Annotated in this window: 18 protein-coding genes and 1 pseudogene; 10 read left to right on the top strand and 9 right to left on the bottom strand. The window is 57.7% G+C overall.

Annotation, left to right across the window (positions count from 1 at the left end):
- Window positions 1–58: 58 nt before the first annotated feature.
- From B4M48_RS07110 to lrp, 4 genes are all read right to left on the bottom strand, one after another.
- Window positions 59–1,405 carry a replication-associated recombination protein A gene (locus B4M48_RS07110; protein ID WP_039383540.1) on the bottom strand — a complete coding sequence of 449 codons (1,347 nt, stop codon included), beginning with the start codon at window positions 1,403–1,405 and terminating at the stop codon, window positions 59–61.
- 7 nt (window positions 1,406–1,412) lie between these two features.
- Window positions 1,413–2,024 carry an outer membrane lipoprotein chaperone LolA gene (gene lolA, locus B4M48_RS07105; protein ID WP_039383538.1) on the bottom strand — a complete coding sequence of 204 codons (612 nt, stop codon included), beginning with the start codon at window positions 2,022–2,024 and terminating at the stop codon, window positions 1,413–1,415.
- Window positions 2,025–2,202: 178 nt separating this feature from the next.
- Window positions 2,203–5,664: a DNA translocase FtsK 4TM domain-containing protein gene (locus tag B4M48_RS07100; protein WP_288656308.1), complete on the bottom strand. Its 3,462-nt coding sequence runs from the start codon at window positions 5,662–5,664 to the stop codon at window positions 2,203–2,205.
- A gap of 119 nt (window positions 5,665–5,783) precedes the next feature.
- Window positions 5,784–6,278, bottom strand: a complete 495-nt coding sequence (lrp, locus tag B4M48_RS07095; protein WP_006118610.1) for a leucine-responsive transcriptional regulator Lrp — start codon at window positions 6,276–6,278, stop codon at window positions 5,784–5,786.
- A 520-nt stretch (window positions 6,279–6,798) separates the two neighbouring features.
- On the opposite strand from lrp, the gene trxB reads away from it, so the two are divergent.
- The 5 genes from trxB to infA all read left to right on the top strand — a co-directional run bounded on the left by trxB (window position 6,799) and on the right by infA (window position 12,682).
- Window positions 6,799–7,764: a thioredoxin-disulfide reductase gene (trxB, locus tag B4M48_RS07090; protein ID WP_071668681.1), complete on the top strand. Its 966-nt coding sequence runs from the start codon at window positions 6,799–6,801 to the stop codon at window positions 7,762–7,764.
- Between the two features lie 143 nt (window positions 7,765–7,907).
- Window positions 7,908–9,689 carry a heme ABC transporter permease/ATP-binding protein CydD gene (cydD, locus tag B4M48_RS07085; protein WP_071668680.1) on the top strand — a complete coding sequence of 594 codons (1,782 nt, stop codon included), beginning with the start codon at window positions 7,908–7,910 and terminating at the stop codon, window positions 9,687–9,689.
- Window positions 9,677–11,392 (top strand): heme ABC transporter ATP-binding protein/permease CydC, encoded by a 1,716-nt coding sequence (cydC, locus tag B4M48_RS07080; RefSeq protein WP_071668679.1) that lies wholly within the window; start codon window positions 9,677–9,679, stop codon window positions 11,390–11,392. The genes cydD and cydC overlap by 13 nt, the downstream gene beginning before the upstream one ends.
- 32 nt (window positions 11,393–11,424) lie before the next feature.
- Window positions 11,425–12,117 (top strand): leucyl/phenylalanyl-tRNA--protein transferase, encoded by a 693-nt coding sequence (gene aat, locus B4M48_RS07075; protein ID WP_104084718.1) that lies wholly within the window; start codon window positions 11,425–11,427, stop codon window positions 12,115–12,117.
- A 346-nt stretch (window positions 12,118–12,463) separates the two neighbouring features.
- Window positions 12,464–12,682, top strand: coding sequence for a translation initiation factor IF-1 (gene infA, locus B4M48_RS07070; RefSeq protein WP_002211347.1), 219 nt, complete (start codon window positions 12,464–12,466; stop codon window positions 12,680–12,682).
- 89 nt (window positions 12,683–12,771) lie between these two features.
- Here the strand turns inward: infA and clpA are convergent, their stop codons facing one another.
- Window positions 12,772–15,051 (bottom strand): ATP-dependent Clp protease ATP-binding subunit ClpA, encoded by a 2,280-nt coding sequence (gene clpA, locus B4M48_RS07065; protein ID WP_039383524.1) that lies wholly within the window; start codon window positions 15,049–15,051, stop codon window positions 12,772–12,774.
- Between the two features lie 55 nt (window positions 15,052–15,106).
- Entirely contained in the window at window positions 15,107–15,427 is a 321-nt protein-coding gene (gene clpS, locus B4M48_RS07060) for an ATP-dependent Clp protease adapter ClpS (RefSeq protein ID WP_039385772.1), read from the bottom strand.
- A 323-nt stretch (window positions 15,428–15,750) separates the two neighbouring features.
- Between clpS and cspD the strand changes: the two genes are divergently transcribed.
- Window positions 15,751–15,972 carry a cold shock-like protein CspD gene (gene cspD / locus B4M48_RS07055; RefSeq protein WP_071668677.1) on the top strand — a complete coding sequence of 74 codons (222 nt, stop codon included), beginning with the start codon at window positions 15,751–15,753 and terminating at the stop codon, window positions 15,970–15,972.
- Window positions 15,973–16,049: 77 nt separating this feature from the next.
- On the opposite strand, the gene B4M48_RS07050 is transcribed toward cspD, so the two are convergent.
- Window positions 16,050–17,678, bottom strand: a complete 1,629-nt coding sequence (locus tag B4M48_RS07050; RefSeq protein ID WP_250340997.1) for an ATP-dependent nuclease — start codon at window positions 17,676–17,678, stop codon at window positions 16,050–16,052.
- A gap of 141 nt (window positions 17,679–17,819) precedes the next feature.
- On the opposite strand from B4M48_RS07050, the gene B4M48_RS07045 reads away from it, so the two are divergent.
- From B4M48_RS07045 to ltaE, 3 genes and pseudogenes are all read left to right on the top strand, one after another.
- The gene (locus B4M48_RS07045; RefSeq protein WP_071668675.1) at window positions 17,820–18,716 is read left to right on the top strand and encodes a lysine exporter LysO family protein; all 897 of its coding nucleotides are present in this window, start codon (window positions 17,820–17,822) and stop codon (window positions 18,714–18,716) included.
- Window positions 18,717–18,829: 113 nt separating this feature from the next.
- Window positions 18,830–20,551, top strand: a complete 1,722-nt coding sequence (gene poxB / locus B4M48_RS07040) for a ubiquinone-dependent pyruvate dehydrogenase (RefSeq protein WP_071668674.1) — start codon at window positions 18,830–18,832, stop codon at window positions 20,549–20,551.
- 67 nt (window positions 20,552–20,618) lie between these two features.
- Window positions 20,619–21,639 (top strand): annotated as a pseudogene (gene ltaE, locus B4M48_RS07035) (low-specificity L-threonine aldolase).
- A gap of 3 nt (window positions 21,640–21,642) precedes the next feature.
- On the opposite strand, the gene B4M48_RS07030 reads toward ltaE, so the two are convergent.
- A complete protein-coding gene (locus B4M48_RS07030; protein WP_276524684.1) occupies window positions 21,643–22,467 on the bottom strand; it encodes an N-acetylmuramoyl-L-alanine amidase in 825 nt (274 codons plus the stop codon).
- Window positions 22,467–22,787, bottom strand: a complete 321-nt coding sequence (locus B4M48_RS07025; protein WP_039383506.1) for a heavy metal-binding domain-containing protein — start codon at window positions 22,785–22,787, stop codon at window positions 22,467–22,469. Before B4M48_RS07025 ends, B4M48_RS07030 begins: the two co-directional genes overlap by 1 nt.
- Window positions 22,788–22,896: 109 nt before the next feature.
- On the opposite strand from B4M48_RS07025, the gene B4M48_RS07020 reads away from it, so the two are divergent.
- Window positions 22,897–23,436, top strand: coding sequence for a lipoprotein (locus B4M48_RS07020; protein ID WP_039383504.1), 540 nt, complete (start codon window positions 22,897–22,899; stop codon window positions 23,434–23,436).
- Window positions 23,437–23,556: the final 120 nt, after the last annotated feature.

The raw sequence follows: 23,556 nt of genomic DNA, 5'->3' as shown, positions 1-23,556 counted from the left end.
GGGTTGCATCCCACTGGAATGCAATGAATTCCTTACTCACCTTACCGTAACGCGTTTATCAGCGGTAGCGTTTTATCGGGCTATTTTCATCCTGCTCAGCCAGCCAGACGAGTTTTTCACCGATCTTTCCTTCCAGTCCGCGCGGCACAGGATGGTAATAGCGGACATCGCGCATTTCCGGCGGGAAAAAGACTTCGCCGGCCGCATAGGCGTTGGGTTCATCATGCGCATAGCGATAGCTTTTACCCAGCCCCATCTCTTTCATCAGCTTTGTCGGCGCATTACGCAGATGATCCGGCACATCGTAATCAGGATGCTCGCGCGCATCGCGCAGCGCCGCTTTGAAAGCCGTGTACACTGCGTTGCTTTTCGGCGCACATGCCAGATAGACAATCGCCTGCGCAATCGCACGCTCGCCTTCTGCCGGCCCGACGCGCGTAAAGCAGTCCCAGGCTGAAATGGCTACCTGCATGGCGCGCGGATCGGCATTTCCGACATCTTCCGAGGCGATAGCCAGCAGACGCCGTGCGACATAGAGCGGATCCCCGCCGGCGGTAATAATCCGGGCGTACCAGTAGAGCGCCGCGTCGGGCGCAGAGCCGCGCACCGATTTGTGCAGCGCCGAGATGAGATCGTAAAAGCGATCGCCCTGGTTATCAAAGCGCGCCGCACGCTCGCCAGCCACTTCGGTCAGCAGCTGCGGCGTCAGCTCCCGCTTGCCCTGCGCGCTGACATCTGCCATATCCGCCATCATTTCCAGCGTATTCAGCGCACGGCGCGCGTCACCGCTTACCAGTTCGGCAATCATCCGGCGCGTGGCGTCAGGCAGCACGATATCACTGTCACCATAGCCGCGAGTGCTGTCTTCCATCGCCTGCGTCAGCACCTGCTCAATCTCCTCTGTCGTCAGTGATTTGAGCAGATAGACGCGCGCACGCGACAGCAGCGCAGAGTTGAGTTCAAACGAAGGGTTTTCCGTGGTAGCACCGATAAATGTGATGGTGCCATCTTCGATATGTGGCAGGAAGGCATCCTGCTGGCTTTTATTGAAGCGATGGACCTCATCCACAAACAGGATAGTGCGGCGGCCGGCGTGGCGGTTTTGCCGGGCGCGCTCAATTGCCTCACGAATATCTTTTACGCCTGACGTGACCGCTGAGATGCGTTCCACATCAGCATTACCGTAGTGCGCGATGATCTCTGCCAGCGTGGTCTTGCCGGTGCCCGGCGGTCCCCACAGAATCATCGAGTGCAGCTGCCCGGCTTCAATCGCCCGCGGCAGCGGTTTGCCAGGGGCCAGCAGATGCTGCTGGCCGATATACTCCTGAAGCGTCGTAGGCCGCATTCTGGCGGCCAGCGGTTTAAACGCATTTGAAGGGGCAAAATCCAGAGAGAGATTACTCAACTCAACCTCACTGACGCTGGTCGTCTACCGTTACCCCTTTTGGTGGCGTAAAGGTAAATTTATCGGGACTGATAGCACCATTTTTCTGGCTCTTCAGCTGGTAGCTGCTGCGCTGGCCATCCTGCTCAACCGCGCTGAACTGATTGATAGTGCCCGATGACGATACGTTGATGGTGAACTGTTTCAGGTTGCCGTCGCTGTTTTTTGGCGTCAGCTCAAAGCTGTCACCCTGCTGTTTGATGTTGTACTGCTTCCAGTCGCTGGGCTGATTGCGGGCAATAAGCATAAATGGCGTATTGCTGGTGGCATTCTGCAGCAGGCTCACGCTGGCCTGTTCAACAAACGGATTGTAGAACCACAGGTTTTTACCGTCGGAGACAATAACGCTCTCATCCGGCGCCGTCATGTGCCAGTTAAACAGGCTGGGACGCTTAACCCACAGCTCGCCTTCACCATCCTGCACATTGGCACCGCTGCCGTCGGTGACTTTCTGGCTAAAGCTGGCATGGAAACTGTTTACTTTGTTCAGGCGCTGCTGCAGGTCGCCGGAGGCATCCGCCAGCGCTGATGCTGAAACAAAACCGGCCAGCAGGCCACAGGCAATAACGCGTAATTTCATCTGATTCGATTCCTTATTCACTGTTCCTGATACTCACTGCTATTAAACGTAGTTGCCGTATTGTCTCTTCGACAGAAGAAAAAGCCGAAAGGTCCCAAAGATATGGGGATTGCGCAACAGATAAACAATGGGCCAGTTGTTAACTGGCCCATCAGGAAAGTTGTGCTGTCAGCCGGCGTTACATTTCATGTGGCGGCGGCGAAAGCACCTCGCGGTTACCGTTATGGCCCGGCTCAGAAACAATCCCCTGCGCTTCCATCTGCTCAATGATACGTGCCGCACGGTTATAGCCGATACGGAACTGACGCTGTACACCAGAGATAGAGGCGCGACGTTTCTCAACCACAAAGGAGACGGCCTGATCGAATAGCGGATCGAGCTCTTCATCACCATCCATCCCGCCTGCGCCGCCTTCGCTCTCCTCGCCCGCGGTGATGCTGTCGATATACTGCGGGCGTCCGCGCGCTTTCCAGTCCTGCACGACAGCATGAACTTCCTGATCGCGCACGAATGCGCCGTGCACGCGTACCGGCATTGAGGAGTTAGGTGGCATATAGAGCATATCACCCATTCCCAGCAGCGATTCTGCGCCGCCCTGATCGAGGATGGTACGCGAGTCAATCTTACTTGATACCGTAAAAGCGATACGCGTAGGAATGTTGGCTTTAATCAGACCGGTAATCACGTCAACCGACGGACGCTGGGTTGCCAGCACCAGGTGAATACCGGCAGCACGCGCTTTCTGCGCCAGACGCGCTATCAGCTCTTCTACCTTTTTACCCACCGCCATCATCAGGTCGGCAAACTCATCCACCAGCACAACGATATAGGGCAGCTTCTCGAGTACGGGCGGCGTCATGTCCATGCTGTCACCCGGCTTCCAGAACGGATCGGGAATCGGACGGCCCATCGCCGCAGCCTGCTCAATTTTTTCGTTATAACCGGCGAGGTTACGTACGCCCAGCGCAGACATCAGTTTGTAGCGACGCTCCATCTCCACCACGCTCCAGCGCAGCGCGTTAGCAGCGTCTTTCATGTCGGTGACCACCTCGGTAAGCAGGTGCGGGATCCCTTCATAAACTGACAGCTCAAGCATTTTCGGGTCGATCATGATAAAGCGCACCTCTTCCGGGGTCGCTTTATAGAGCATACTGATGATCATGGTGTTAACGCCAACCGACTTACCGGAACCGGTGGTACCGGCAACCAGCAGGTGTGGCATTTTTGCCAGATCGGCGACAACAGGCTGTCCGGAGATATCTTTACCCAGCACCACTGACAAAGGAGAAGGATTATCGCGGAACTTATCGCAATCCAGCACTTCACGCAGATAGACCGTCTGACGATGTTTGTTCGGCAGCTCAAGTCCAACGTAAGGTTTACCGGGGATCACCTCTACCACACGCACTGCCACGGCTGACAGTGAACGCGCCAGATCGCGGGAAAGGTTTGAGATCCTCGCCGCTTTAACGCCCGGCGCCAGATCGAGCTCAAAGCGGGTGATCACCGGACCCGGAGAGATCCCTACCACTTCCGCTTTTACCCGGTAGTCAGCCAGACGCGCTTCTACCAGGCGCGCCGTCTGTTCCAGAGCAAACATATCCACCGGCTCTTCTTCTTCCGGAGGAGCCGTCAGCAGCTCAAGTACCGGAAGCGGCGTGGAAGGTTTTTCCAGCGGTCGTTCATGACGCACCAGGAAAGGGTGAAACAGACTATCCTGCGCCGGTACGGCCGGTGCTGCGGCAGGCTCTGCTGCCGGTGCGGCTGGCTGCTGCCACTGCGCGGCTGGTGCTGCTGCCGGTGCGGCTGGCTGCTGCCACTGCGCGGCTGGTTCGGTTGCCGGTGCGGCTGGCTGCTGCCACTGCGCGGCTGGTTCGGCTGCCGGTGCAGCTGACTGCTGCCACTGCGCGGCTGGTTCGGCTGCCGGTGAAGCTGACTGCTGCCACTGCGCTTCAGGCTCCGGCGTTGCCGCAATAGTAAACAGCGGTTCACTCGGCGTATCATCAACCAGATCTTTCATCGGCGAGAAGTCAAAAGCAGCCGAGGTATCCAGATTAAACACCGGCGCTTTTTCTTCCTGCGGTGCGCTGTAACGCTGCTGCTGCTGCGCCGCAAACTGGCTCGCCAGCTGCGCCTGATGCTGCGCCTCCTGATCGTCCTCTTCAGTATGCGACTCCCAGCTTTCACCATAGCGCTGCTGCTGCTGTGACTGAAATGCATCACGCAGCTGCGCTTCCTGAAGCGTAGCCTCTTCCTCATACTGTGGCTGATGCAGCGTGGCGCTCACGTCGGGCTGTTGCTGCTCTGCTTCTTCGCGCGCTTTCTCCTCTGCCATACGCTGTGAAGGCAGTTTGATGCCATAAGAGGCGAGTTCACGTCGGGTCGGCAGTTTAACTTTGTTAGGTCGCGGCAGCTCCGGACCAATCCCCTGTTTTACCTGCGGGTTACGATCGCGCTCAGGCACAATGTCAAAAACAGGCGACAGCGACTCTTCCGCACGCTGTACGGCCGCGGTGGCAGCACCTGTGGCCGCGGCGGCCGTGAATGCAGGGGCGGCAGCAGAGAAGCGATCGGCACTTTGCCAGTCGCCCATGCGCGGGCCATCTTCATCCGGTGCAGCAGGCGACGCGACAGGCTCTGCCGGCAGTTCAAAATGATAAAGCGGTGGCGTCTGCGGTGCTGGCGTGGCGGTCACAACCGGTTGAGATGTGACCGGTTGCGGCACGGCAGCCTGCGTAACTGCTGGCTCCGCCGTCGGTGCAGGTTCTGCTACGGCAGCCGAAGCGGGCGGTGCCTGACGGGCAGCTTCACTGACCGCAGAAAGCGCCGCAGCGGTTGCGCTGGACGCTTTAGCCAGCAGCGGTTCGCTGGCCAGCTCAGCAGAGAGTGCAGGCGCAGACGCAGGCGCTCGCGGCGCAGCCAGCAAAACATCCTCTTCGTCAGCAGCCTGAGACGCCACAACCGGGCGCAATGGGATATCCGCTTCCTCTTCATACTCATCCTCTTCCCAGCGATCGTCATGACGAGAGCGGTTGCTGGCAAACGTCAGCACGCCCATCACCACGCTCCCGATTTTTTCAGCGATAGCGAGCCATGACCAGCCGGTATAGAGCGTGATGCCTGCGGCCCAGATACAGAGCAGCGTCAGCGTGCCGGTTGCACCATGCAGCCACGGCGCCATGGCATTGCTGACCAGACTGCCAATCACCCCGCCTGAGGCAAAGTACCAGATATCATCCACGTTCAGCGCAGCCAGTCCGCAGGTGGTCACCACCAGTGCCAGCACGCCTATCAGGCGCAATCCAACGGCAAAATAGTCGATATAATCCTGCCGATCGCGCTGACGGAAAGTGATCCAGCACAGCCCCAGGATAACGGGTGGAATGGCATAGGCCATCACGCCAAAGATAAACAGCAAAGTATCTGCCAGCCAGGCACCTGGACTACCCCCGATATTGTGGATAGGTTCATGCCATGCGGTCTGGGACCAGCTGGGATCGGAAGGGTTAAAACTGACCAGTGACACCATCAGATAGATGGCGAACAAGGCTACAAGGATGAGCAACGCCTCGAGCAGACGACGTCCACTGCTCAGCGGTTGTAACGAAACATCTTTATCTTCTGTGTATTCCTGGCTCAAGAGAACTCTCCAGGTGCCTGTAAAATAAGAAGGCAACAGCGCCGGAAGAGCCCGACGCTGGTCCTGTATGAATTCACAGGAGTGTACCTAAATCCTGCACGCTTTGCACCTTCCCTGCGTTAGCGGGTTTTAATGACCAGCCGGTTACTCTGTTTCACCTCTTCCATCACGACATAGGTACGGGTGTCGTTTACGCCTGGCAGGCGCAGCAAGGTTTCTCCCAGCAGTTTACGATAGGCAGACATATCAGGCACGCGGGTTTTCAGCAGATAGTCAAAGTCACCGGAAACGAGGTGACACTCTTGAGTTTCCTCAAGTTTTTGTACTGCGGCGTTAAATTGCTCAAACACGTCAGGGGCACCGCGATTCAGAGTAATCTCAACAAACACCAGCAGGGATGCATCAAGGTAGTGCGGGTTGAGCTGAGCGGTGTAGCCGAGGATAAAGCCCTGTCGCTCCAGACGGCGAACACGCTCAAGGCATGGCGTTGGCGAAAGGCCTACGCGCTTGGAAAGCTCAACATTGGAGATACGGCCATCTTTTTGCAGTTCATTCAGGATATTTCTGTCGATACGATCCAGATCTTTTCCGGGGCGCTTTTTATTGTCTACCATTATTATTGTCTCTCTTAATTCCTTCCCTATGCCTGCCACAACCCTGAAAAATGCGTATTCCAGAGCCTTACTGAATTGAAGACCATAAGCCTGTGCAGTCGCGCACCATCCGTATGACGCATGCTGTCTGTCCACATCATGCGTCATTACCAATGTCAGGCTGAGATTTTCTGACGCCACCGCGCAAAACAGCACTGAATTACCGTTCTGAACCGCCAGAGACTCTCTGCTTCTTCCAATGTTTTCGCAAATGCGCAGGCGATTGTCAAAGTAAAACATCTAAATTCAGTACAAGATGCCAGATACCGTGCTGGGGCTCTGTTTTTAAATGATATTTTCAGGGCGGTGATGCCTTTTATTTACTCAGAATGCACTCTTTTAGCGCAACGCTGCAGCAAAGATGCGTTTCATCGTCTACGCCGCTTGCAGCAATTGCTAACAAAATGGTGCAAAGCTTTTTTTGCTGTCCTAATTTCCCTACAATCAAAATCACTGTTGTCAGAAACACACTGAGGAATGCATGAGTACGGCCAAACACAGCAAACTGCTTATCCTGGGCTCAGGCCCAGCCGGTTATACCGCTGCAGTTTATGCGGCACGCGCTAACCTGAATCCGGTTCTGATTACCGGTCTGGAAAAGGGCGGCCAGCTTACGACGACCACCGAAGTTGAAAACTGGCCAGGCGATCCGCATGACCTGACCGGGCCGTCGCTGATGGAGCGTATGCATGCGCATGCCGAAAAATTCAACACCGAAATCCTGTTCGATCATATTCATACCGTTGACCTGCAGCAGCGCCCTTTCCGCCTGACCGGCGACAGCGGCGAATATACGGCGGACGCCCTGATTATTGCGACGGGTGCATCTGCACGCTATCTGGGTCTGCCTTCTGAAGAGGCATTTAAGGGCCGTGGCGTCTCTGCCTGTGCGACCTGCGACGGTTTTTTCTATCGCAACCAGAAAGTTGCGGTGATCGGCGGAGGCAATACTGCTGTTGAAGAGGCGCTGTACCTTGCCAACATCGCGTCTGAGGTGCACCTGATTCACCGCCGCGACACCTTCCGCGCAGAGAAAATTCTGATCGACCGGCTGATGGAAAAAGTGCGCAGCGGCAACATTGTGCTGCATACGCACCGCACGCTGGAAGAAGTGACCGGTGACCAGATGGGTGTGACCGGCGTGAAGCTGCTGGCAACTAACGGTGAGCCTGCAGAATCGCTTGAGGTCGCAGGCCTGTTTGTCGCCATCGGCCACAGTCCAAACACCGCCATTTTTGAGGGCCAGCTGGCGCTGGAAAATGGCTACATTAAGGTGCAGTCCGGCCTGCACGGTAACGCCACGCAGACCAGTATTCCGGGCGTCTTTGCCGCAGGCGATGTGATGGATCACACTTATCGTCAGGCGATTACCTCTGCCGGTACCGGCTGTATGGCAGCGCTGGATGCAGAGCGCTATCTGGATGGGCTGGTTAAAACCGATCGGTAACGTGTTAATAACCTGATCATAATCAAAGTGAGGCGACCTGTTCAGGTCGCCTTTTTTATGTACCGCGTGCTAAAGTGCTGCCGACCGCAATAACCGGATACTTTATCGGGTTTTCGCCCTGTTTCAGAAGAGCAGACGACAGTATGAATAAATCACGGCAAAAGCGCCTGCTGGGCTGGTTACGGCAGCAGCGGGCCTCCGGCGCTACCGCCCTGCGGCTGGCTGCGCTATGCGGCTTTGCCTCCGCACTCGTTCTTATCGCCCAGGCGTGGCTGATGGCTACGCTACTGCAGCAGCTGGTTGTCTCCGATCGGCCCCGCTCGTCGCTGGTCACTCAGTTTCTGCTGTTGCTGTTCTGTTTTCTGTTGCGTGCCGGCTTTAACTATGGCCGGGAGATGGCAGGCTTCCGCGCCGGTCTCGCCATCCGGCGGGCGCTGCGGCGCCAGCTGCTTGATCGCATCGATGCGCTCGGACCGGCCTGGATACAGGGCAGACCTGCCGGCAGCTGGTCAACGCTGCTGCTTGAGCAGATTGAACAGCTGCAGGAATATTATGCGCGTTATCTGCCACAGATGACGCTGGCGGTTGCTATTCCCTGCGCAATTTTGCTAGCTGTGTTTCCCGTTAACTGGGCTGCAGGGCTGATCCTGCTGGTCACCGCTCCGCTGATCCCGCTATTTATGGCGCTGGTGGGCATGGGCGCAGCGGACGCCAGCCGGCGTAACTTTCTCGCGCTATCACGCCTGAGCGGCGATTTTTACGATCGTCTGCGCGGACGCGACACGCTGCGGCTGTTTCACCGTGCAGCGGCTGAGAAACAGGCTATTGCCGCCAGCACCGATAGCTTTCGGCAGCGGACAATGGACGTGCTGCGCCTCGCTTTTCTCTCCTCGGCGGTGCTGGAATTTTTCGCCTCGCTGGCGATTGCCGTTGTCGCCGTCTATTTTGGTTTTTCTTACCTTGGCGAATTTAATTTTGGTCATTACGGTACTGGCGTAACGCTGTTTGCCGGCTTTCTTGCGCTAATCCTTGCGCCGGAGTTTTTCCAGCCGCTGCGCGATCTGGGTACCTTTTATCACGCCAAAGCGCAGGCGGCAGGCGCAGCAGATGCGCTGGAAACGTTTCTGCAGGCGACACCGGATGCCCGGCCACAGGGGCCAGTTCGCCCGTGGTGTGACGAGGCTCCTCTGACGCTGACCGCAGAGGATCTGGTGGTAATGAGTCCTGGCGGCCACGCGCTGACGCAGCCGCTTAACTTTACCCTGCGCGCAGGCTGCCGGGTCGCGCTGGTCGGTGAAAGCGGCGCAGGCAAAACCGTGCTGATGAACGCGCTGCTCGGTTTCCTGCCCTGGCAGGGCGTGCTGCGGGCCAATGGCGTGGATCTGCGCCATATCGATCGTGCAGAGTGGCAGCGGCAGCTTGCCTGGGTGGGACAGAATCCGCAGCTGCCTGCACAAACGCTGCGCGATAACCTGATGCCGGATCGACCCGTTGAGGAGAGCAGACTGCAGGCTGTATTAGCCCAGGCTGGCGTAAGCGCATTTCTGACGAGCCTGCCGCTGGGGCTGGATACGCCGACTGGCGAGGATGGTGTCGGGCTTTCTGTTGGTCAGGCTCAGCGGATTGCGGTTGCCCGTGCGCTGCTGAAGCCGGCAAAACTGCTGCTGCTGGATGAACCGGGTTCAGGTCTGGACAGCACCAGCGAATATCACGTCATGCAGGCGCTTAACCAGGCGGCACGGCAGCAGACAACGTTAATGATTACGCACCAGCTGCACGATCTGGCGCAGTGGGATGAAGTGTGGGTCATGCAGCAGGGTGCGCTGGTACAGCAGGGAAGCTGGCAGCAGCTCAGCAGGGAGCCCGGGCTGCTGCAGGAGATGATACGGCAACGTCAGCAGGAGGTTTCACTGTGCGCTCAATAATGCCTTTTCTGCGTCTGTTCCGGCAGCACCCCTGGCGCCTGGGATTGGGGATCGCGCTGGCTATCCTCACCCTGCTTGCCAGTGTGAGTCTGCTTACGCTCTCGGGCTGGTTTCTGGCTGCCTCCTCGCTGGCAGGGCTGGCCGGACTCTACACTTTCAACTATATGCTGCCGGCGGCAGGCGTGCGCGGTGCCGCGATTATACGTACCGCCGCGCGTTATTTTGAGCGTCTTGTCAGTCATGACGCCACTTTCCGGGTGCTGCAGCATCTGCGTGTCTACACCTTCAGCCGCCTGATGGCGCTGGCACCTGAGCAGCTGTCGCGCTTTCGTCACGGTGAGCTACTGAATCGTTTTGTCAGCGATGTCGATACGCTCGATCATCTCTACCTGCGTATTATTTCGCCCCTGGCCGGTGCGGCAGTGGTCATTATCGTCGTAACCTGCAGTCTCTCTCTGCTCAGCCTGCCTCTGGCGCTGCTCTTAGGCGGCAGCATGCTGCTGACCCTGCTGCTGCTGCCCGCCCTCTTCTGCTATTTTGGTCAGGCTTCCGGCGCGCGTATCGCCCGCTCTCAGGCGAGCTGGCGACTGCAGCTTGCTGGCTGGCTCATAGCTCAGGCTGAGCTAAAAATCTATGGTGCGGCAACGGCCTGGCGTCAGCGGCTGGACAGCACAGAGCAGCAGTGGCAGCACGCGCAGCAACAGCAGCATCACCTGCAGGCGCTTGCGCAGAGCCTGCTGCTGCTGATAGCCGGTCTGACCGTAACGCTGTTGCTGTGGGTGTCAGCTGCTTCTGTCGGGGGCGCAGCGATTGCGCTGTTTCTGTTCTGTGGCCTGGCGGCATTTGAAGCGCTGGCACCGGTTGCCGGCGCTTTTCTGCCGCTGGCGCAGGTCAGCAGCGCCGCACGGCGCGTGCAGGAGATTATCGACCAGCCGCCTGCCATCTATTTTCCGCCAGCCATGCCGAATACGGCGCCGGGTATCAGCCTCACGCTGGATAACGTTTCATTTAGCTATCCGCAGCGCCCGGAGCCGGTATTAGCGCATTTTTCACTGCAGCTGCGACAAGGCGAACGTATCGCTCTGCTCGGCCCGACCGGCTGCGGTAAATCGAGCCTGCTGGCGCTTATCACCCGTAGCCGGGAAGCCACCGCGGGAAGTATTCAGCTTAATGATACTCCGCTCTCACAGTGGGATGAGACCAGCCTGCGGCAGCGTATCAGCGTGGTGACGCAGCGCGTGCATCTTTTCAGCCAAACGCTGCGGGACAACCTCTTACTGGCGCGCCCCACGGCCAGCGACAGTGAGCTGACAGCCGCTCTGACACAGGCCGGGCTCGGCTTTCTGGCTGAACAGCCTGACGGACTGGATAGCTGGATGGGTGAAGGCGGCAGACCCCTTTCCGGCGGCGAACTGCGGCGGCTGGCCATCGCCCGCGCCCTGCTGCACAACGGCGATCTCTGGCTGCTGGATGAACCCACTGAAGGGCTGGACGCCACGACCGAGCAGCACATTCTGCAATTACTGCTGCGGGTCAGCAAGGGTAAGACGCTGATTATGGTGACACATCGCCTGCAGGGTCTGGAGAAGATGGATCGCATCTGCGTCATGGATCAGGGCGCCATTGTGGAATCAGGTTCTCATGACGAATTAATCTCAAAAGCGGGTCGCTACTGGCGTTTCCGTCAGCGCTTTGCGTTATAGTCTGGAGATGACGCTTCTGAGTAGCTGATGCCATGAGACTGGTACAACTTTCACGTGATTCACTGCACTTCCCGCCGCCGGAAATGGCGCTGCGCGAACCAAACGGTTTGCTGGCGATGGGCGGCGATCTCTCGCCTGCACGTCTGATTAACGCCTATCAGCACGGTATTTTTCCCTGGTTTTCGCCCGGCGATCCGATTCTCTGGTGGTCGCCCGATCCGCGGGCCGTGCTGATGCCAGACGCCTTTCATCTCAGCCGGAGCATGGCGCGTTTTCACCGTCGCTCTCCCTATCGCGTGACCATGAACCACGCCTTTGCACAGGTACTTGAAGGCTGCGCGACCGGACGTCAGGAGGGAACCTGGATCACCTTTGAGGTCAAACGCGCCTGGCTGCGCCTGTATGAACTGGGGCATGCGCACTCTGTTGAAGTGTGGCATGAAAATAGCCTGGTCGGGGGTATGTACGGTCTGGCGCTCGGCCAGATGTTCTGCGGAGAATCGATGTTCAGCCGGCAGGAAAACGCTTCAAAAACCGCGCTGTGGGTATTTTCGCAGCACTTCCGGGCTCATCAGGGCAGGCTTATCGATTGTCAGGTGCTTAATCCCCATACGGCATCGCTCGGCGCAACGGAAATTCCGCGCGCTGACTATCTGCAGGAGCTAAAAAAGCTGGCGTGGCAGCCGGTTGCTGAAGGATGCTGGCAGACGCAGACCCTTTTTTAGCCCTCTCCGCAGATGTTTTGCACACAAATCCACATAAAAGTGATACAATAAGCGAGTTTGGTATGTCGTCCGCGCTTCGCTGTGGCGAGCCGGAATTGCCAGGCTGGGAATCTCACCTGTTTCCTGAAACTGTTTCATCCACCCCAGCCGGGCCGGTTGCTGCAGATTCTTAGCCCGCTAATCCCCCGCAGACGTCAACAACACCCGAATTTATCCGTACTGCACGCGCGACAGCGCGACGCACGGCGAAGCGTTGGCAAAAACAGCCAACGTTTCTTTACATAAATCATGGAATTCGGCATTATCTTGCCGGTTCAACAGTTTGGTAGTTCACCCAGAGGATTCGATGGCCAAAGAAGACAATATTGAAATGCAGGGTACCGTACTGGATACGTTACCTAACACCATGTTCCGCGTAGAGCTTGAAAACGGGCACGTGGTTACCGCTCATATCTCCGGTAAAATGCGCAAAAACTATATCCGCATCCTGACGGGTGACAAAGTCACTGTAGAGTTGACCCCGTACGACCTGAGCAAAGGCCGCATTGTCTTCCGCAGTCGCTAAGCTGCTGCACACGTCGCGGGCTGGTTAAGTTTCCAGCCGCAAAAAAAAGGCCGGATAATTATCCGGCCTTTTGTTTTATTGCCCTGGCATTAGTGCACAGTGCCTTCCGTTTTGCGCTTCTCTGCGCTCAGGAAGTGATAAGTAAGCTGGTTTTTTTCTTTATCCAGCGCCACTGACACAGAGCCACCATCCACCAGCGAACCAAATAGCAGTTCATTGGCCAGCGGTTTTTTCAGGCTTTCCTGAACCGTACGCGCCATCGGACGCGCGCCCATCGCCTTATCGTAGCCTTTTTCTGCCAGCCAGTCGCGCGCGTCGTCGCTCACTTCCAGTGAGACGCCCTTCGCATCCAGCTGCGCCTGCAGTTCAACAATAAACTTATCGACGACCTGATGGATCACCTCAGCAGAGAGGTGACGGAACCAGATAATGTTGTCGAGACGGTTGCGGAACTCTGGCGTAAAGATCTTTTTGATCTCCTCCATCGCATCCGTACTGTTATCCTGCTGAATCAGACCGATTGACTTACGTTCAGTTTCGCGTACGCCGGCGTTAGTGGTCATGACCAGCACCACATTACGGAAGTCCGCTTTACGCCCGTTGTTGTCGGTCAGCATACCGTTATCCATAACCTGCAGCAGCAGGTTAAAGACATCCGGGTGCGCTTTCTCAATTTCATCCAGCAGCACCACAGCGTGCGGATGCTTGATCACCGCATCCGTTAACAGACCGCCCTGGTCAAAGCCCACATAGCCAGGAGGTGCGCCAATCAGACGGCTGACCGTATGGCGCTCCATATATTCCGACATATCAAAACGCAGCAGCTCAATGCCCAGCGCTTTCGCCAGCTGCACGGTGACTTCTGTTTTACCTACCCCGGTCGGACCGGCGAACAGGAAGGAGCCGACCGGCTTGCGATCCTGACCCAGACCAGCGCGACTCATTTTAATCGCTTCGGTCAGTGCCTCAATCGCATTATCCTGGCCAAATACCAGCATTTTCAGGCGGTCGCCCAGGTTTTTCAGCGTATCGCGATCGGTGGCCGATACGCTCTGTTCCGGTATACGTGCAATCCGTGCCACAACCGATTCAATATCGGATACGTTAACGGTTTTCTTACGCTTGCTCACCGGCACGAGACGCGCCCGCGCGCCCGCTTCATCGATGACGTCAATGGCTTTATCCGGCAGATGACGATCGTTGATATATTTGACCGCCAGCTCTACCGCGGCACGCACCGCCTTCGCGGTATAACGCACGTCATGATGCGCTTCATATTTCGGCTTCAGTCCGTTGAGGATCTGCACGGTCTCTTCAACCGAAGGCTCAGTAATATCAATTTTCTGGAAGCGGCGCGCCAGTGCGCGATCTTTCTCGAAAATATTGCTGAACTCCTGATAGGTTGTGGAACCCATCACGCGGATTTTACCGCTGGAGAGCAGTGGCTTAATCAGGTTAGCGGCATCCACCTGCCCGCCCGATGCTGCACCGGCACCGATGATGGTGTGGATCTCATCAATAAACAGGATGCTGTTGTTATCCTGCTCCAGCTGTTTGAGCAGCGCTTTAAAGCGCTTTTCAAAATCGCCGCGATATTTGGTGCCCGCCAGCAGAGAGCCGATATCCAGTGAATAGATAGTGCACTCTTTCATCACCTCAGGTACATCACCCTGCACAATACGCCAGGCGAGCCCTTCAGCAATCGCGGTTTTACCTACGCCCGATTCACCCACCAGCAGCGGATTGTTTTTACGCCGGCGGCACAGCACCTGCACGGCGCGCTCCAGCTCTTTTTCACGCCCGATAAGCGGGTCGATACCGCCAACGCGAGCAAGCTGGTTAAGATTGGTGGTGAAGTTCTCCATACGCTCCTCCCCGCCTGCCTGCTCTTCATTGACCGGATTGTCCGCGTTATTCTGCGACTGGCCGGGCTCATCTTTACGTGTGCCGTGAGAGATGAAATTCACCACATCGAGACGGCTGATTTCATGTTTGCGCAGCAGATAAGCCGCCTGCGACTCCTGCTCGCTGAAAATGGCAACCAGGACATTGGCGCCTGCAACTTCACTGCGACCGGAAGATTGAACGTGGAATACCGCCCGCTGCAGCACGCGCTGGAAGCTGAGCGTAGGTTGCGTATCGCGCTCAGCTTCGCCGACCGGCAGCACCGGCGTGGTTTGTTCGATGAAGGCTTCGAGTTCCTGACGCAGAGCCACAATATCCACCGTACAGGCTTCCAGTGCCTCTCTGGCCGACGGGTTACTGAGCAGTGCCAGTAACAGATGTTCGACGGTCATAAACTCGTGACGGTGCTCGCGCGCTCTGGCGAAAGCCATGTTTAAACTGAGTTCCAGTTCTTGATTGAGCATTTGGCACCTCCCCCAATTATCGCTCTGACTGCCTGTTTCCTATATGGAGACAGGTTCAGGCTTTTTCCAGCGTACACAGCAAAGGATGTTGATTCTCTCTGGCATAGTTGTTCACCTGCGCAGCTTTTGTCTCTGCTACTTCAGCGGTGAAAACACCGCAGACTGCCTTTCCATGATAGTGAACTTTCAGCATCAGTTGCGTGGCGCGTTCAATATCATAAGAAAAGAACTTTTGCAGAACGTCAATAACAAATTCCATAGGTGTATAATCGTCATTATTCAGGATGACTTTATACATTGAAGGCGGCTTTAACCCTTCACGTACTTTGTCTTCGGCCAGGTGTTCAAAATTAAGCCAGTCGTTTGTGTTTGCCATAATCGTCCATTGGAATTCTGCGTTGCGGTCATGCATTTTAGCCTGCACTAACCTGAAGTTTAACACGTCTGTCAAGCCGGGTTTGCTATCGCTGCTATCGGTACGAAAAGCAGATGCGCGACCTGTATCACAAAATTCTCAATAGCGTTAACTGCCTCAAATTTTGGTGATTTTCTGCCCATGCATCCGGGTCGATTGCTTGACGATAAGGTCCGTTTCTCTACATTCTACATGCACAAGCTGATTGAGTTTTAAACAACCTCGACTCACAGCTGCGATGACCTCACCTACTTATCAGAATGTCTTGCGAGGGAAGTAAAAGCATGGAGACGGGTACTGTTAAATGGTTCAACAACGCCAAGGGCTTCGGCTTTATTTGTCCGGTTGGCGGTGGCGATGACATCTTTGCGCACTACTCCACCATTCAGATGGAGGGTTACAGAACGCTTAAAGCGGGTCAGCACGTTCAGTTTGATGTTCACGAAGGGCCAAAAGGCAACCATGCCAGTCTGATTGTCCCCTGTGAGGCGTCGCTGCATTCCTGACCGGCGCAGCGCGCGGTTATTCTGACCACTCCGCCCCTGAAATGCCAGCCGGTAACGCTGGCATTTTACTTTTCATCCTATCCTGCACGCCGCTGTGCCAGCATTTTTACCTGACTAAAAAGCGTTCTGAACAGCGGCGGAATCGCCTGCGGGCCGCGCTCCCCGGCTGCCAGCGCCACGGCAATGGCCAGCTCAGGCTTAGAGCTGTGATGGATCGCCTGCGTAATAATACGCCGTGGCGTCATCGCAATGTTTAACGGCAGGTGCGCCATCTGATGATAGACCGCGCGGAATCCGTGCTGATAGAGAAAGTGTTCAATGTCAGCTGCCGGAAACTGCGTCAGGTGCACCTCTTCCTTTTCGTGGGTCAGCAGCTGGCTGCGGGTGGTCGCCGCATATTTCTTTCCTGCCTCATCGCCATCGGTCAATACGTGCCAGGCAATTCCCATACGCCGGGCAAATTTCAGCAGCGGCTTCAGGCCTGCCTGGGCAAACTCGATCACCCGGATCCCTTCTGCGGCAAAATGATCGCCCTGCTGTCGCGCCAGCTCGTTAACGATCCACACCTCCGTCTCGCCCTCTACCAGCAGCCAGCAGCGGGCAAACAGCGCGGCGGGTCGATTAACGCGAATATGAAACGCGATGCGGCGATGATCCTCGGCGCTCAGCCCCGCTTCGCCGATACGCCACGCCGCTACGCGGCTCGCTTCACGCACCAGACGGCAGAGGTTTTCCAGCGGCGTCTGGGAAACCAGTTCACCTGAATTGGTGGTGACCAGCCGCTGCAGCGGCAGCAGCGTCAGTAAATTCCAGGTAACCGAAAGCATTATCGGGTGCAGCCGGGTTTCAGGATCCTCGACCAGCAGAACAGGCTGGGCGCCGTCTGGCAGCGCATTGCTGCCGGGCAGCAGTGCCAGCAGCCGCAGCTGCACCTCGCGACGATGCTCTGCACTAGCCCCCGCCAGCAGCCGGTTAAGCGCATCCAGCGCCTGCCAGCCTGCGCTGCCGTCGCGCAGTTCCGGTGCCATTCGCGGGTGACTGACGCCGGGTTGCTGAACGAGAAAATAGTGCGCCATCAGCTGCTGCATTGTCTGTACGCCCTGCAGCAGCACCTCATCGCTCACCGCCCGGCCGCCCGCCGCGCGATTGAGCTGCTGTAACACGCTCTGCAGCGCCTGCAGACCCGGATCCCGACCCTCACCGCCTGGTTCATGCGTCCGATGGCGCTGTCCGAACCGCGCATCGCGTAAACGCAGCACCGGATGGTGCTGCCGCAGCCAGCTTATCGCCGCCGCCGTCGGCTCCGCTGCCAGCAGCTGATTACGCGCGTCAATAAAACGCCAGCTGCTTTTCACGCCGTCCGCTTTGCAGGTAGCCCGCAGACTAAAGCGCAGATAACTCCCCTGCTCATCGTGCTGCCAGAAAGGCTGCAGCAGGGTGTTTTCCCGCTCTGCTTCACAGGCGCGAAAGCGCACCACTATCTGTAGTGTGCGCCAGCGTGCCGCGGGGGCCGCGGCGGGGAAATGGAAATCCTCTTCGCTGAGGGTGGCGTGCGCGCTGGCCGGATCCAGCATGAGTGAGAACGCGTCCAGCAGGCTTGATTTGCCCCAGGCGTTTTCACCTATCAGAAGATTCGTCATCGTAAGCGGCAGCGAGAGCTGATTAATGCCGCGAAAGCCGCTGATATCAATATGATCCAGAATCATAGGGTTATCCTGTACAGAGGTTGCCTGAGCATGGTGTACGGTGGCGTATGGGTCAAGGCGCAGATTATCCGCAGACGGTGATTTACAGCGTGCGCTTTTTTGATTAGCGTGGCGTCCTTTTCCCACGGACGGATGTTCGCTATGTATGGTCTGATGATTATTCTGCTGCCGCTGATTGCTGGTTATCTGCTGCATCTGCAGCAGCCGGTACTGCTACGCGCGGTGGCGCGGCTGCTCAGTGCGCTGGTCTATATCATTCTGTTTTTTATGGGCGTGAGCCTGGCATTTCTTGATAATCTCAGCACGAATTTGCTCACCATTTTTTATACCGCTTTTATCTCTGGTCTCTTGATTCTCGCCTGTTCGCTGCTGGCGTTCTGGCTGCTTGAGCAGCGTCTGCCGTGGCGGCATCAGCATAAAGCGCAGGCGCTGCCGTCGCGTCTCGCGATGGCGCTGGACTCACTCAAGCTGTGCGGCTCGGTGCTGGGCGGATTTCTGCTCGGCCTGACGCAGTGGGCTCCGCTGCGCCATGCGGCCACCGTCAGCGAATATGCCCTGATCCTGATGCTGTTTCTGGTGGGCGTTCAGCTGCGCAGCAGCGGCATGACGCTGCGGCAGATTACGCTTAACCGGCGGGGTGCGCTGGTGGCGGCCGTGTCGCTGGCTGGCGCACTGGCCGGAGGCGCACTCGCCGCTGTCTGCCTTGGACTGCCGCTCAAAACCGGCCTCGCGCTGGCCAGCGGCTTTGGCTGGTATTCGCTTTCCGGCATTCTGATGACGGACGCGTTTGGTCCGGTTATCGGCAGCGCAGCGTTCTTTAACGATCTGCTGCGTGAGCTGATCACAATTATGCTGATCCCGCTGCTTATTACCCGGCACCGCAGTATGACGCTGGGCCTGAGCGGCGCCACCTCAATGGATTTCACCCTGCCGATTCTGCAGCGCGCCGGCGGCATGGAGATCGTCCCTGCAGCCATCGTGCACGGCTTTATTATGAGCCTGCTGGCCCCGGTGCTGATCGCCTTTTTTTCCGCCTGACGGGTCTGCAGCGCACTTTTTCACGGCTGGCGCGCAGCGGCTTCGTCTACGCTTTCTGACTGACAGATTTTTGCCATCAGCATAGATGGCCCCCCATCAGAAAGGAGCAAATGATGAAACAAACTGTGGCCGCCCTGCTGGCGCAAACGCTGGAGAGCGCAGGCGTAAAACGTATCTGGGGCGTAACCGGTGATTCGCTTAACGGCCTGAGTGACAGCCTGAATCGCATGGGTACGATTGAATGGATGCCAACGCGACATGAAGAGGTGGCCGCGTTTGCCGCCGGTGCAGAAGCGCAAATCAGCGGCGAGCTGGCGGTCTGCGCCGGCTCCTGCGGTCCCGGTAACCTGCACCTGATTAACGGTCTGTTTGACTGCCATCGTAACAATGTGCCGGTACTGGCCATTGCTGCTCATATCCCTTCCAGCGAAATCGGCAGCGGCTATTTTCAGGAGACGCATCCGCAGGAGCTGTTTCGCGAATGCAGCCACTACTGTGAGCTGGTCTCAAATCCGGAGCAGCTGCCGCAGGTCCTGGGCATCGCCATGCGTAAAGCGATCCTCAACCGCGGGGTCTCTGTGATCGTCCTGCCGGGTGACGTGGCGCTGCAGCCCGCCCCGAAAAGTGCGCGCAGCGAATGGTATCCGCCGCAGCTGCCGCAGGTCGTGCCGGCCGCGGCGGAGCTCGCTACCCTGGCGGAAACGCTTAACGGCGCGGGCAATATTACGCTGATGTGCGGCAGCGGCTGCGCCGGTGCTCATGCTGAAGTTGTCGCCCTGGCAGAACGCCTTAAGGCGCCGGTAGTGCACGCGCTGCGTGGCAAAGAACACATCGAATATGACAACCCGTATGATGTTGGCATGACCGGGCTGATTGGTTTCTCTTCCGGCTATCACGCCATGATGAATGCCGACACCCTGATCCTGCTCGGCACGAAATTCCCCTATCGTGCCTTCTACCCCGCCAGCGCCCGCATCATTCAGATCGATATCAACCCCGGCAGCCTGGGGGCGCACAGCCATGTCGATATGCCGCTGGTGGGTGACGTTAAAGCCACGATCCAGGCGCTGCTGCCGCAGCTTGAGGTACATAACGATCGCCATCATCTCGATCGTGCGCTGGAGCACTACGCTGACGCCCGCAAGAGCCTGGACGATCTGGCAACCGCAAACGACAACCAGGCGATCCATCCCCAGTATCTGGCACAGCAGATCAGCCGCTACGCCGCTGACGACGCCATCTTTACCTGCGATGTCGGCACGCCCACCGTCTGGGCGGCGCGCTATCTGCAGATGAACGGCAAACGGCGCCTGCTGGGCTCGTTTAATCACGGCTCTATGGCGAATGCGATGCCGCAGGCGCTGGGTGCGCAGGCTATCGACAGAGAGCGTCAGGTGGTGGCGCTGTGCGGCGACGGTGGCTTCAGTATGCTGATGGGAGACTTTATCTCGGTAGCGCAGCTGAAACTGCCGGTTAAGCTGGTGATTTTTAACAACAGCGTGCTGGGCTTTGTGGCAATGGAGATGAAAGCGGGCGGTTATCTTACCGACGGCACCGACCTGGAAAATCCTGATTTTGCTGCGATTGCCGCCGCCTGCGGCATCAAAGGTATCCGGGTTGAAAAAGCGTCAGATCTCAATGCGGCGCTGGAGCAGGCTTTTGCGCATGATGGCCCGGTCCTGGTGGATGTGCATACAGCTAAAGAGGAGCTGTCGATGCCGCCGCAAATCAAAGCGGAGCAGGCAAAAGGCTTTAGTCTCTATATGCTGCGCGCCATCCTCAACGGACGCGGCAATGAGATCACCGAGCTGGCGAAAACCAACTGGCTGCGGTAAAACAAAGCTCCTGCCGGACAGGCAATAATGCGGGCGAACAGCCCGCTTTTTCTTTCAGGAGAGCCACGTGATCGATTTGCGCAGTGATACCGTAACCCGCCCGAGTGCGGCGATGCTGGACGCCATGATGAACGCCGCCACCGGAGATGACGTCTATCGTGACGATCCCACGGTCAATGCACTGGAAGCCGAAGCGGCAGCGACAAGCGGCAGCGACAAGCGGCAAAGCGGCCGCGCTGTTCTTTCCTACCGGCACCCAGGCTAATCTGGTGGCGCTGCTGTGCCACTGCCAGCGCGGCGATGAATATATCGTTGGCCAGCAGGCGCACAACTACAAATATGAAGCGGGGGGCGCGGCGGTGCTGGGCAGTATTCAGCCTCAGCCAATCCTTGCCGCGGAGGATGGTACCCTGCCGCTGGCGGACGTGGCCGCTGCGATTAAGCCGGACGATATTCATTTTGCCCGCACCCGCCTGCTGAGTCTGGAAAATACCCATCACGGCAGAGTACTGCCGCTCAGCTATCTGGAGCAGGCGTGGCACTTTACCCGCGAACGCGGGCTGGCGCTGCATATTGATGGCGCACGTATCTTTAATGCCGTGGTGGCACAGCAGGTGACGCTGGCAGAAATTGCACGCTACTGCGATACGCTGACTATCTGCCTCTCAAAGGGACTGGGCACGCCGGTAGGCTCGCTGCTGTGCGGCGACAGCGCTTATATAGAGCAGGCGCGGCGCTGGCGTAAAATGACCGGTGGCGGTATGCGCCAGGCGGGCATTCTGGCGGCGGCCGGACGCTATGCGCTGCAGCACAACGTGACCCGGCTGCAGGAGGATCATGACAACGCCGCGTGGCTGGCAGAGCAGCTGCGCGCGCTGGGTGTGGAGGTGATAAGCCAGCAGACAAACATGCTGTTTGTGCAGGTTCCGCCAGAGCAGACAGAAGCGCTGCAGCGCTGGATGCACGCCGCCGATATTCTTATCAGCGTGGGCGCCCGGACGCGCATGGTGACCCATCTCGATGTGTCCCGCGCCGATCTGCAGCAGGTCATCGCACGCTGGCAGGCGTTTCTGCAGTCAGCGGGCTGACCGCTAGCGCGCTGCGCCATACTGTGCCAGCAGCGCCCGGGCTATCGCCAGCGTCTCTGCGTCAGCAACGCCCCGGTAGTCGCGCGGGCGGAAGTGCATCTGAAAGGCCGCAATCAGCCGGCGCTGCATCTCAGGCGTTGTCGCGCCCGCCACGTCATAGCCATACTGCTGCAGCGCTGCCAGCAGCGGCTGCGGATCTACAACGCTGCTGGCAGACTGCCCCGCCAGATATCGTGCCACGACAGCCGGATCGGGCCAGGCGCCGCTTCCCTGCGCGGCCAGCTGCTGCCAGGGAAAGAGCGGACCCGGGTCCTGCTTGCGCTGCGGCGCGATATCGCTGTGGCCCACTATGTTTTCGGGCGTAATAGCGTAACGCTGCTGCAGATCGCGCAGCAGCGCCGCCAGTACGGTGATTTGATCGGCTGTATAAGGCTGCCACCTTAGCCCGGTTAGCGTACGCTGATAGCCTGCATTGACTATCTCAATCCCTACAGACGTGTCATTAATCCGGGTTGCACCGCGCCAGAAACTGGGTCCGGCATGCCAGGCAAGCTGCTGCTCCGGCACCAGCTGCCAGACCACTCCCCTGCCCGCTCTCTGCGGCGGCTGGCGTGGGATCAGATAGTGTGCGCTGACCTGCCGATCGGTCAGGGTTGCCAGCGAAGAGGAGAAATCGTCCGCGGTGTAGTGGATCACTATAACTTTAATGCGCGGTCGCGCCCCCTGCGCCGGATGAGTGGTATCGGCCCAGTAACCCTGACGCGCTTCCATTGAGGAGTGACAGGCGCTGAGCAGCAGCGCCATCGCTGTAACCAGCAGTAAACGCATTAGCGCACGATAACGGCGGTGCCGGAGACGCTGACCATCAGCATACTGCTGTCTTTACCCACGGTTTCGTAATCGATATCGATACCGACTACCGCGTTAGCGCCCAGCGCTTTCGCCTGATCGCCCAGCTCCTTAAACGCAATCTCCCGCGCCTTGCGCAGCTCTTTTTCATAGGCACCTGAGCGGCCCCCTACGATATCGCGGATACCGGCGAAGAAATCGCGAAAAATATTGGCGCCCAGAATCGCCTCGCCGGTCACAACGCCGCAGTATTCAGTAATGCTGTGGCCTTCCAGAGTTGGTGTCGTCGAAAATTTCATGGTTATCTCCTGAAGATGTCGATGGAACCCGCACGCATGGTGCTGAAAAAGCACGACTATACTCTATGCTAAAACCCATGCTTTGCCACAGAACAATAAGGAACCGGAGATGAGAATCAAAGCCCTTGCACTGCTGGCATCAGCAGCAACGCTGCTGAGCGCCTGTACCACCGTAGAGCCGGTTATCAGGGATAATGGCCCACGCAGTGCGTCCTGTATCGATGGCGGGCCGGATAGCGTGGCGCAACAGTTTTATGATTTACGCATGAAGGCTCCTTCAGCAGGCCTGCCTGACCCTGCGCTGCTGGCCAGATATCGCCCTTATCTGAGCGATCATCTTTATCAGACGCTGCTGCAGGCGCGGGAAAAACGCAATCAGCCGGCAGAGTGGCGTCAGGGCGATCTCTTTTCCAGCCTGGCGCAGGGGCCGGATGCTGCTGAGGTTGACAGCGCCTCTTCGATCCCCAATCGCGATGCGCGAAATATCCCGCTACGCGTTACGCTGACACGCGGTGATAAACAGTGGCGCGATGAGGTGCTGATGATCCGCGAAGGCGAGTGCTGGGTGGTGCAGGATGTGCGCTATATGGCAGCGTGGCCGCATGCCGGTGGCGGCTCACTCAGCCAGCTGCTGGAGCAGAAAAAATAGCGCATTTTTTTGTTATCCTGCTCTCACATTAGGGTGCCACATCGGTAGAGAGCCTCTGACCGGTGTTAACGTCAGGCGTGAAAGTCGCGCAAACCACGCCTGACGCAGGCCGCACAATTT

This window comes from Pantoea sp. UBA6567, from assembly GCF_002434165.1.
Lineage (GTDB): Bacteria > Pseudomonadota > Gammaproteobacteria > Enterobacterales > Enterobacteriaceae > Pantoea > Pantoea eucrina.
Note: the sequence above shows the minus strand (reverse complement) of the source record. Positions and strands in the feature narration are given on the sequence as shown.

Bases quoted from the DNA above. Each gene is read 5' to 3' on its own strand.
- lolA (WP_039383538.1), bottom strand. From the start codon at position 2,024: ATGAAATTACGCGTTATTGCCTGTGGCCTGCTGGCCGGTTTTGTTTCA.
- lrp (WP_006118610.1), bottom strand. From the start codon at position 6,278: ATGGTAGACAATAAAAAGCGCCCCGGAAAAGATCTGGATCGTATCGAC.
- trxB (WP_071668681.1), top strand. From the start codon at position 6,799: ATGAGTACGGCCAAACACAGCAAACTGCTTATCCTGGGCTCAGGCCCA.
- cydD (WP_071668680.1), top strand. From the start codon at position 7,908: ATGAATAAATCACGGCAAAAGCGCCTGCTGGGCTGGTTACGGCAGCAG.
- aat (WP_104084718.1), top strand. From the start codon at position 11,425: ATGAGACTGGTACAACTTTCACGTGATTCACTGCACTTCCCGCCGCCG.
- infA (WP_002211347.1), top strand. From the start codon at position 12,464: ATGGCCAAAGAAGACAATATTGAAATGCAGGGTACCGTACTGGATACG.
- clpA (WP_039383524.1), bottom strand. From the start codon at position 15,051: ATGCTCAATCAAGAACTGGAACTCAGTTTAAACATGGCTTTCGCCAGA.
- clpS (WP_039385772.1), bottom strand. From the start codon at position 15,427: ATGGCAAACACAAACGACTGGCTTAATTTTGAACACCTGGCCGAAGAC.
- cspD (WP_071668677.1), top strand. From the start codon at position 15,751: ATGGAGACGGGTACTGTTAAATGGTTCAACAACGCCAAGGGCTTCGGC.
- B4M48_RS07050 (WP_250340997.1), bottom strand. From the start codon at position 17,678: ATGATTCTGGATCATATTGATATCAGCGGCTTTCGCGGCATTAATCAG.
- B4M48_RS07045 (WP_071668675.1), top strand. From the start codon at position 17,820: ATGTATGGTCTGATGATTATTCTGCTGCCGCTGATTGCTGGTTATCTG.
- poxB (WP_071668674.1), top strand. From the start codon at position 18,830: ATGAAACAAACTGTGGCCGCCCTGCTGGCGCAAACGCTGGAGAGCGCA.
- B4M48_RS07030 (WP_276524684.1), bottom strand. From the start codon at position 22,467: ATGCGTTTACTGCTGGTTACAGCGATGGCGCTGCTGCTCAGCGCCTGT.
- B4M48_RS07025 (WP_039383506.1), bottom strand. From the start codon at position 22,787: ATGAAATTTTCGACGACACCAACTCTGGAAGGCCACAGCATTACTGAA.
- B4M48_RS07020 (WP_039383504.1), top strand. From the start codon at position 22,897: ATGAGAATCAAAGCCCTTGCACTGCTGGCATCAGCAGCAACGCTGCTG.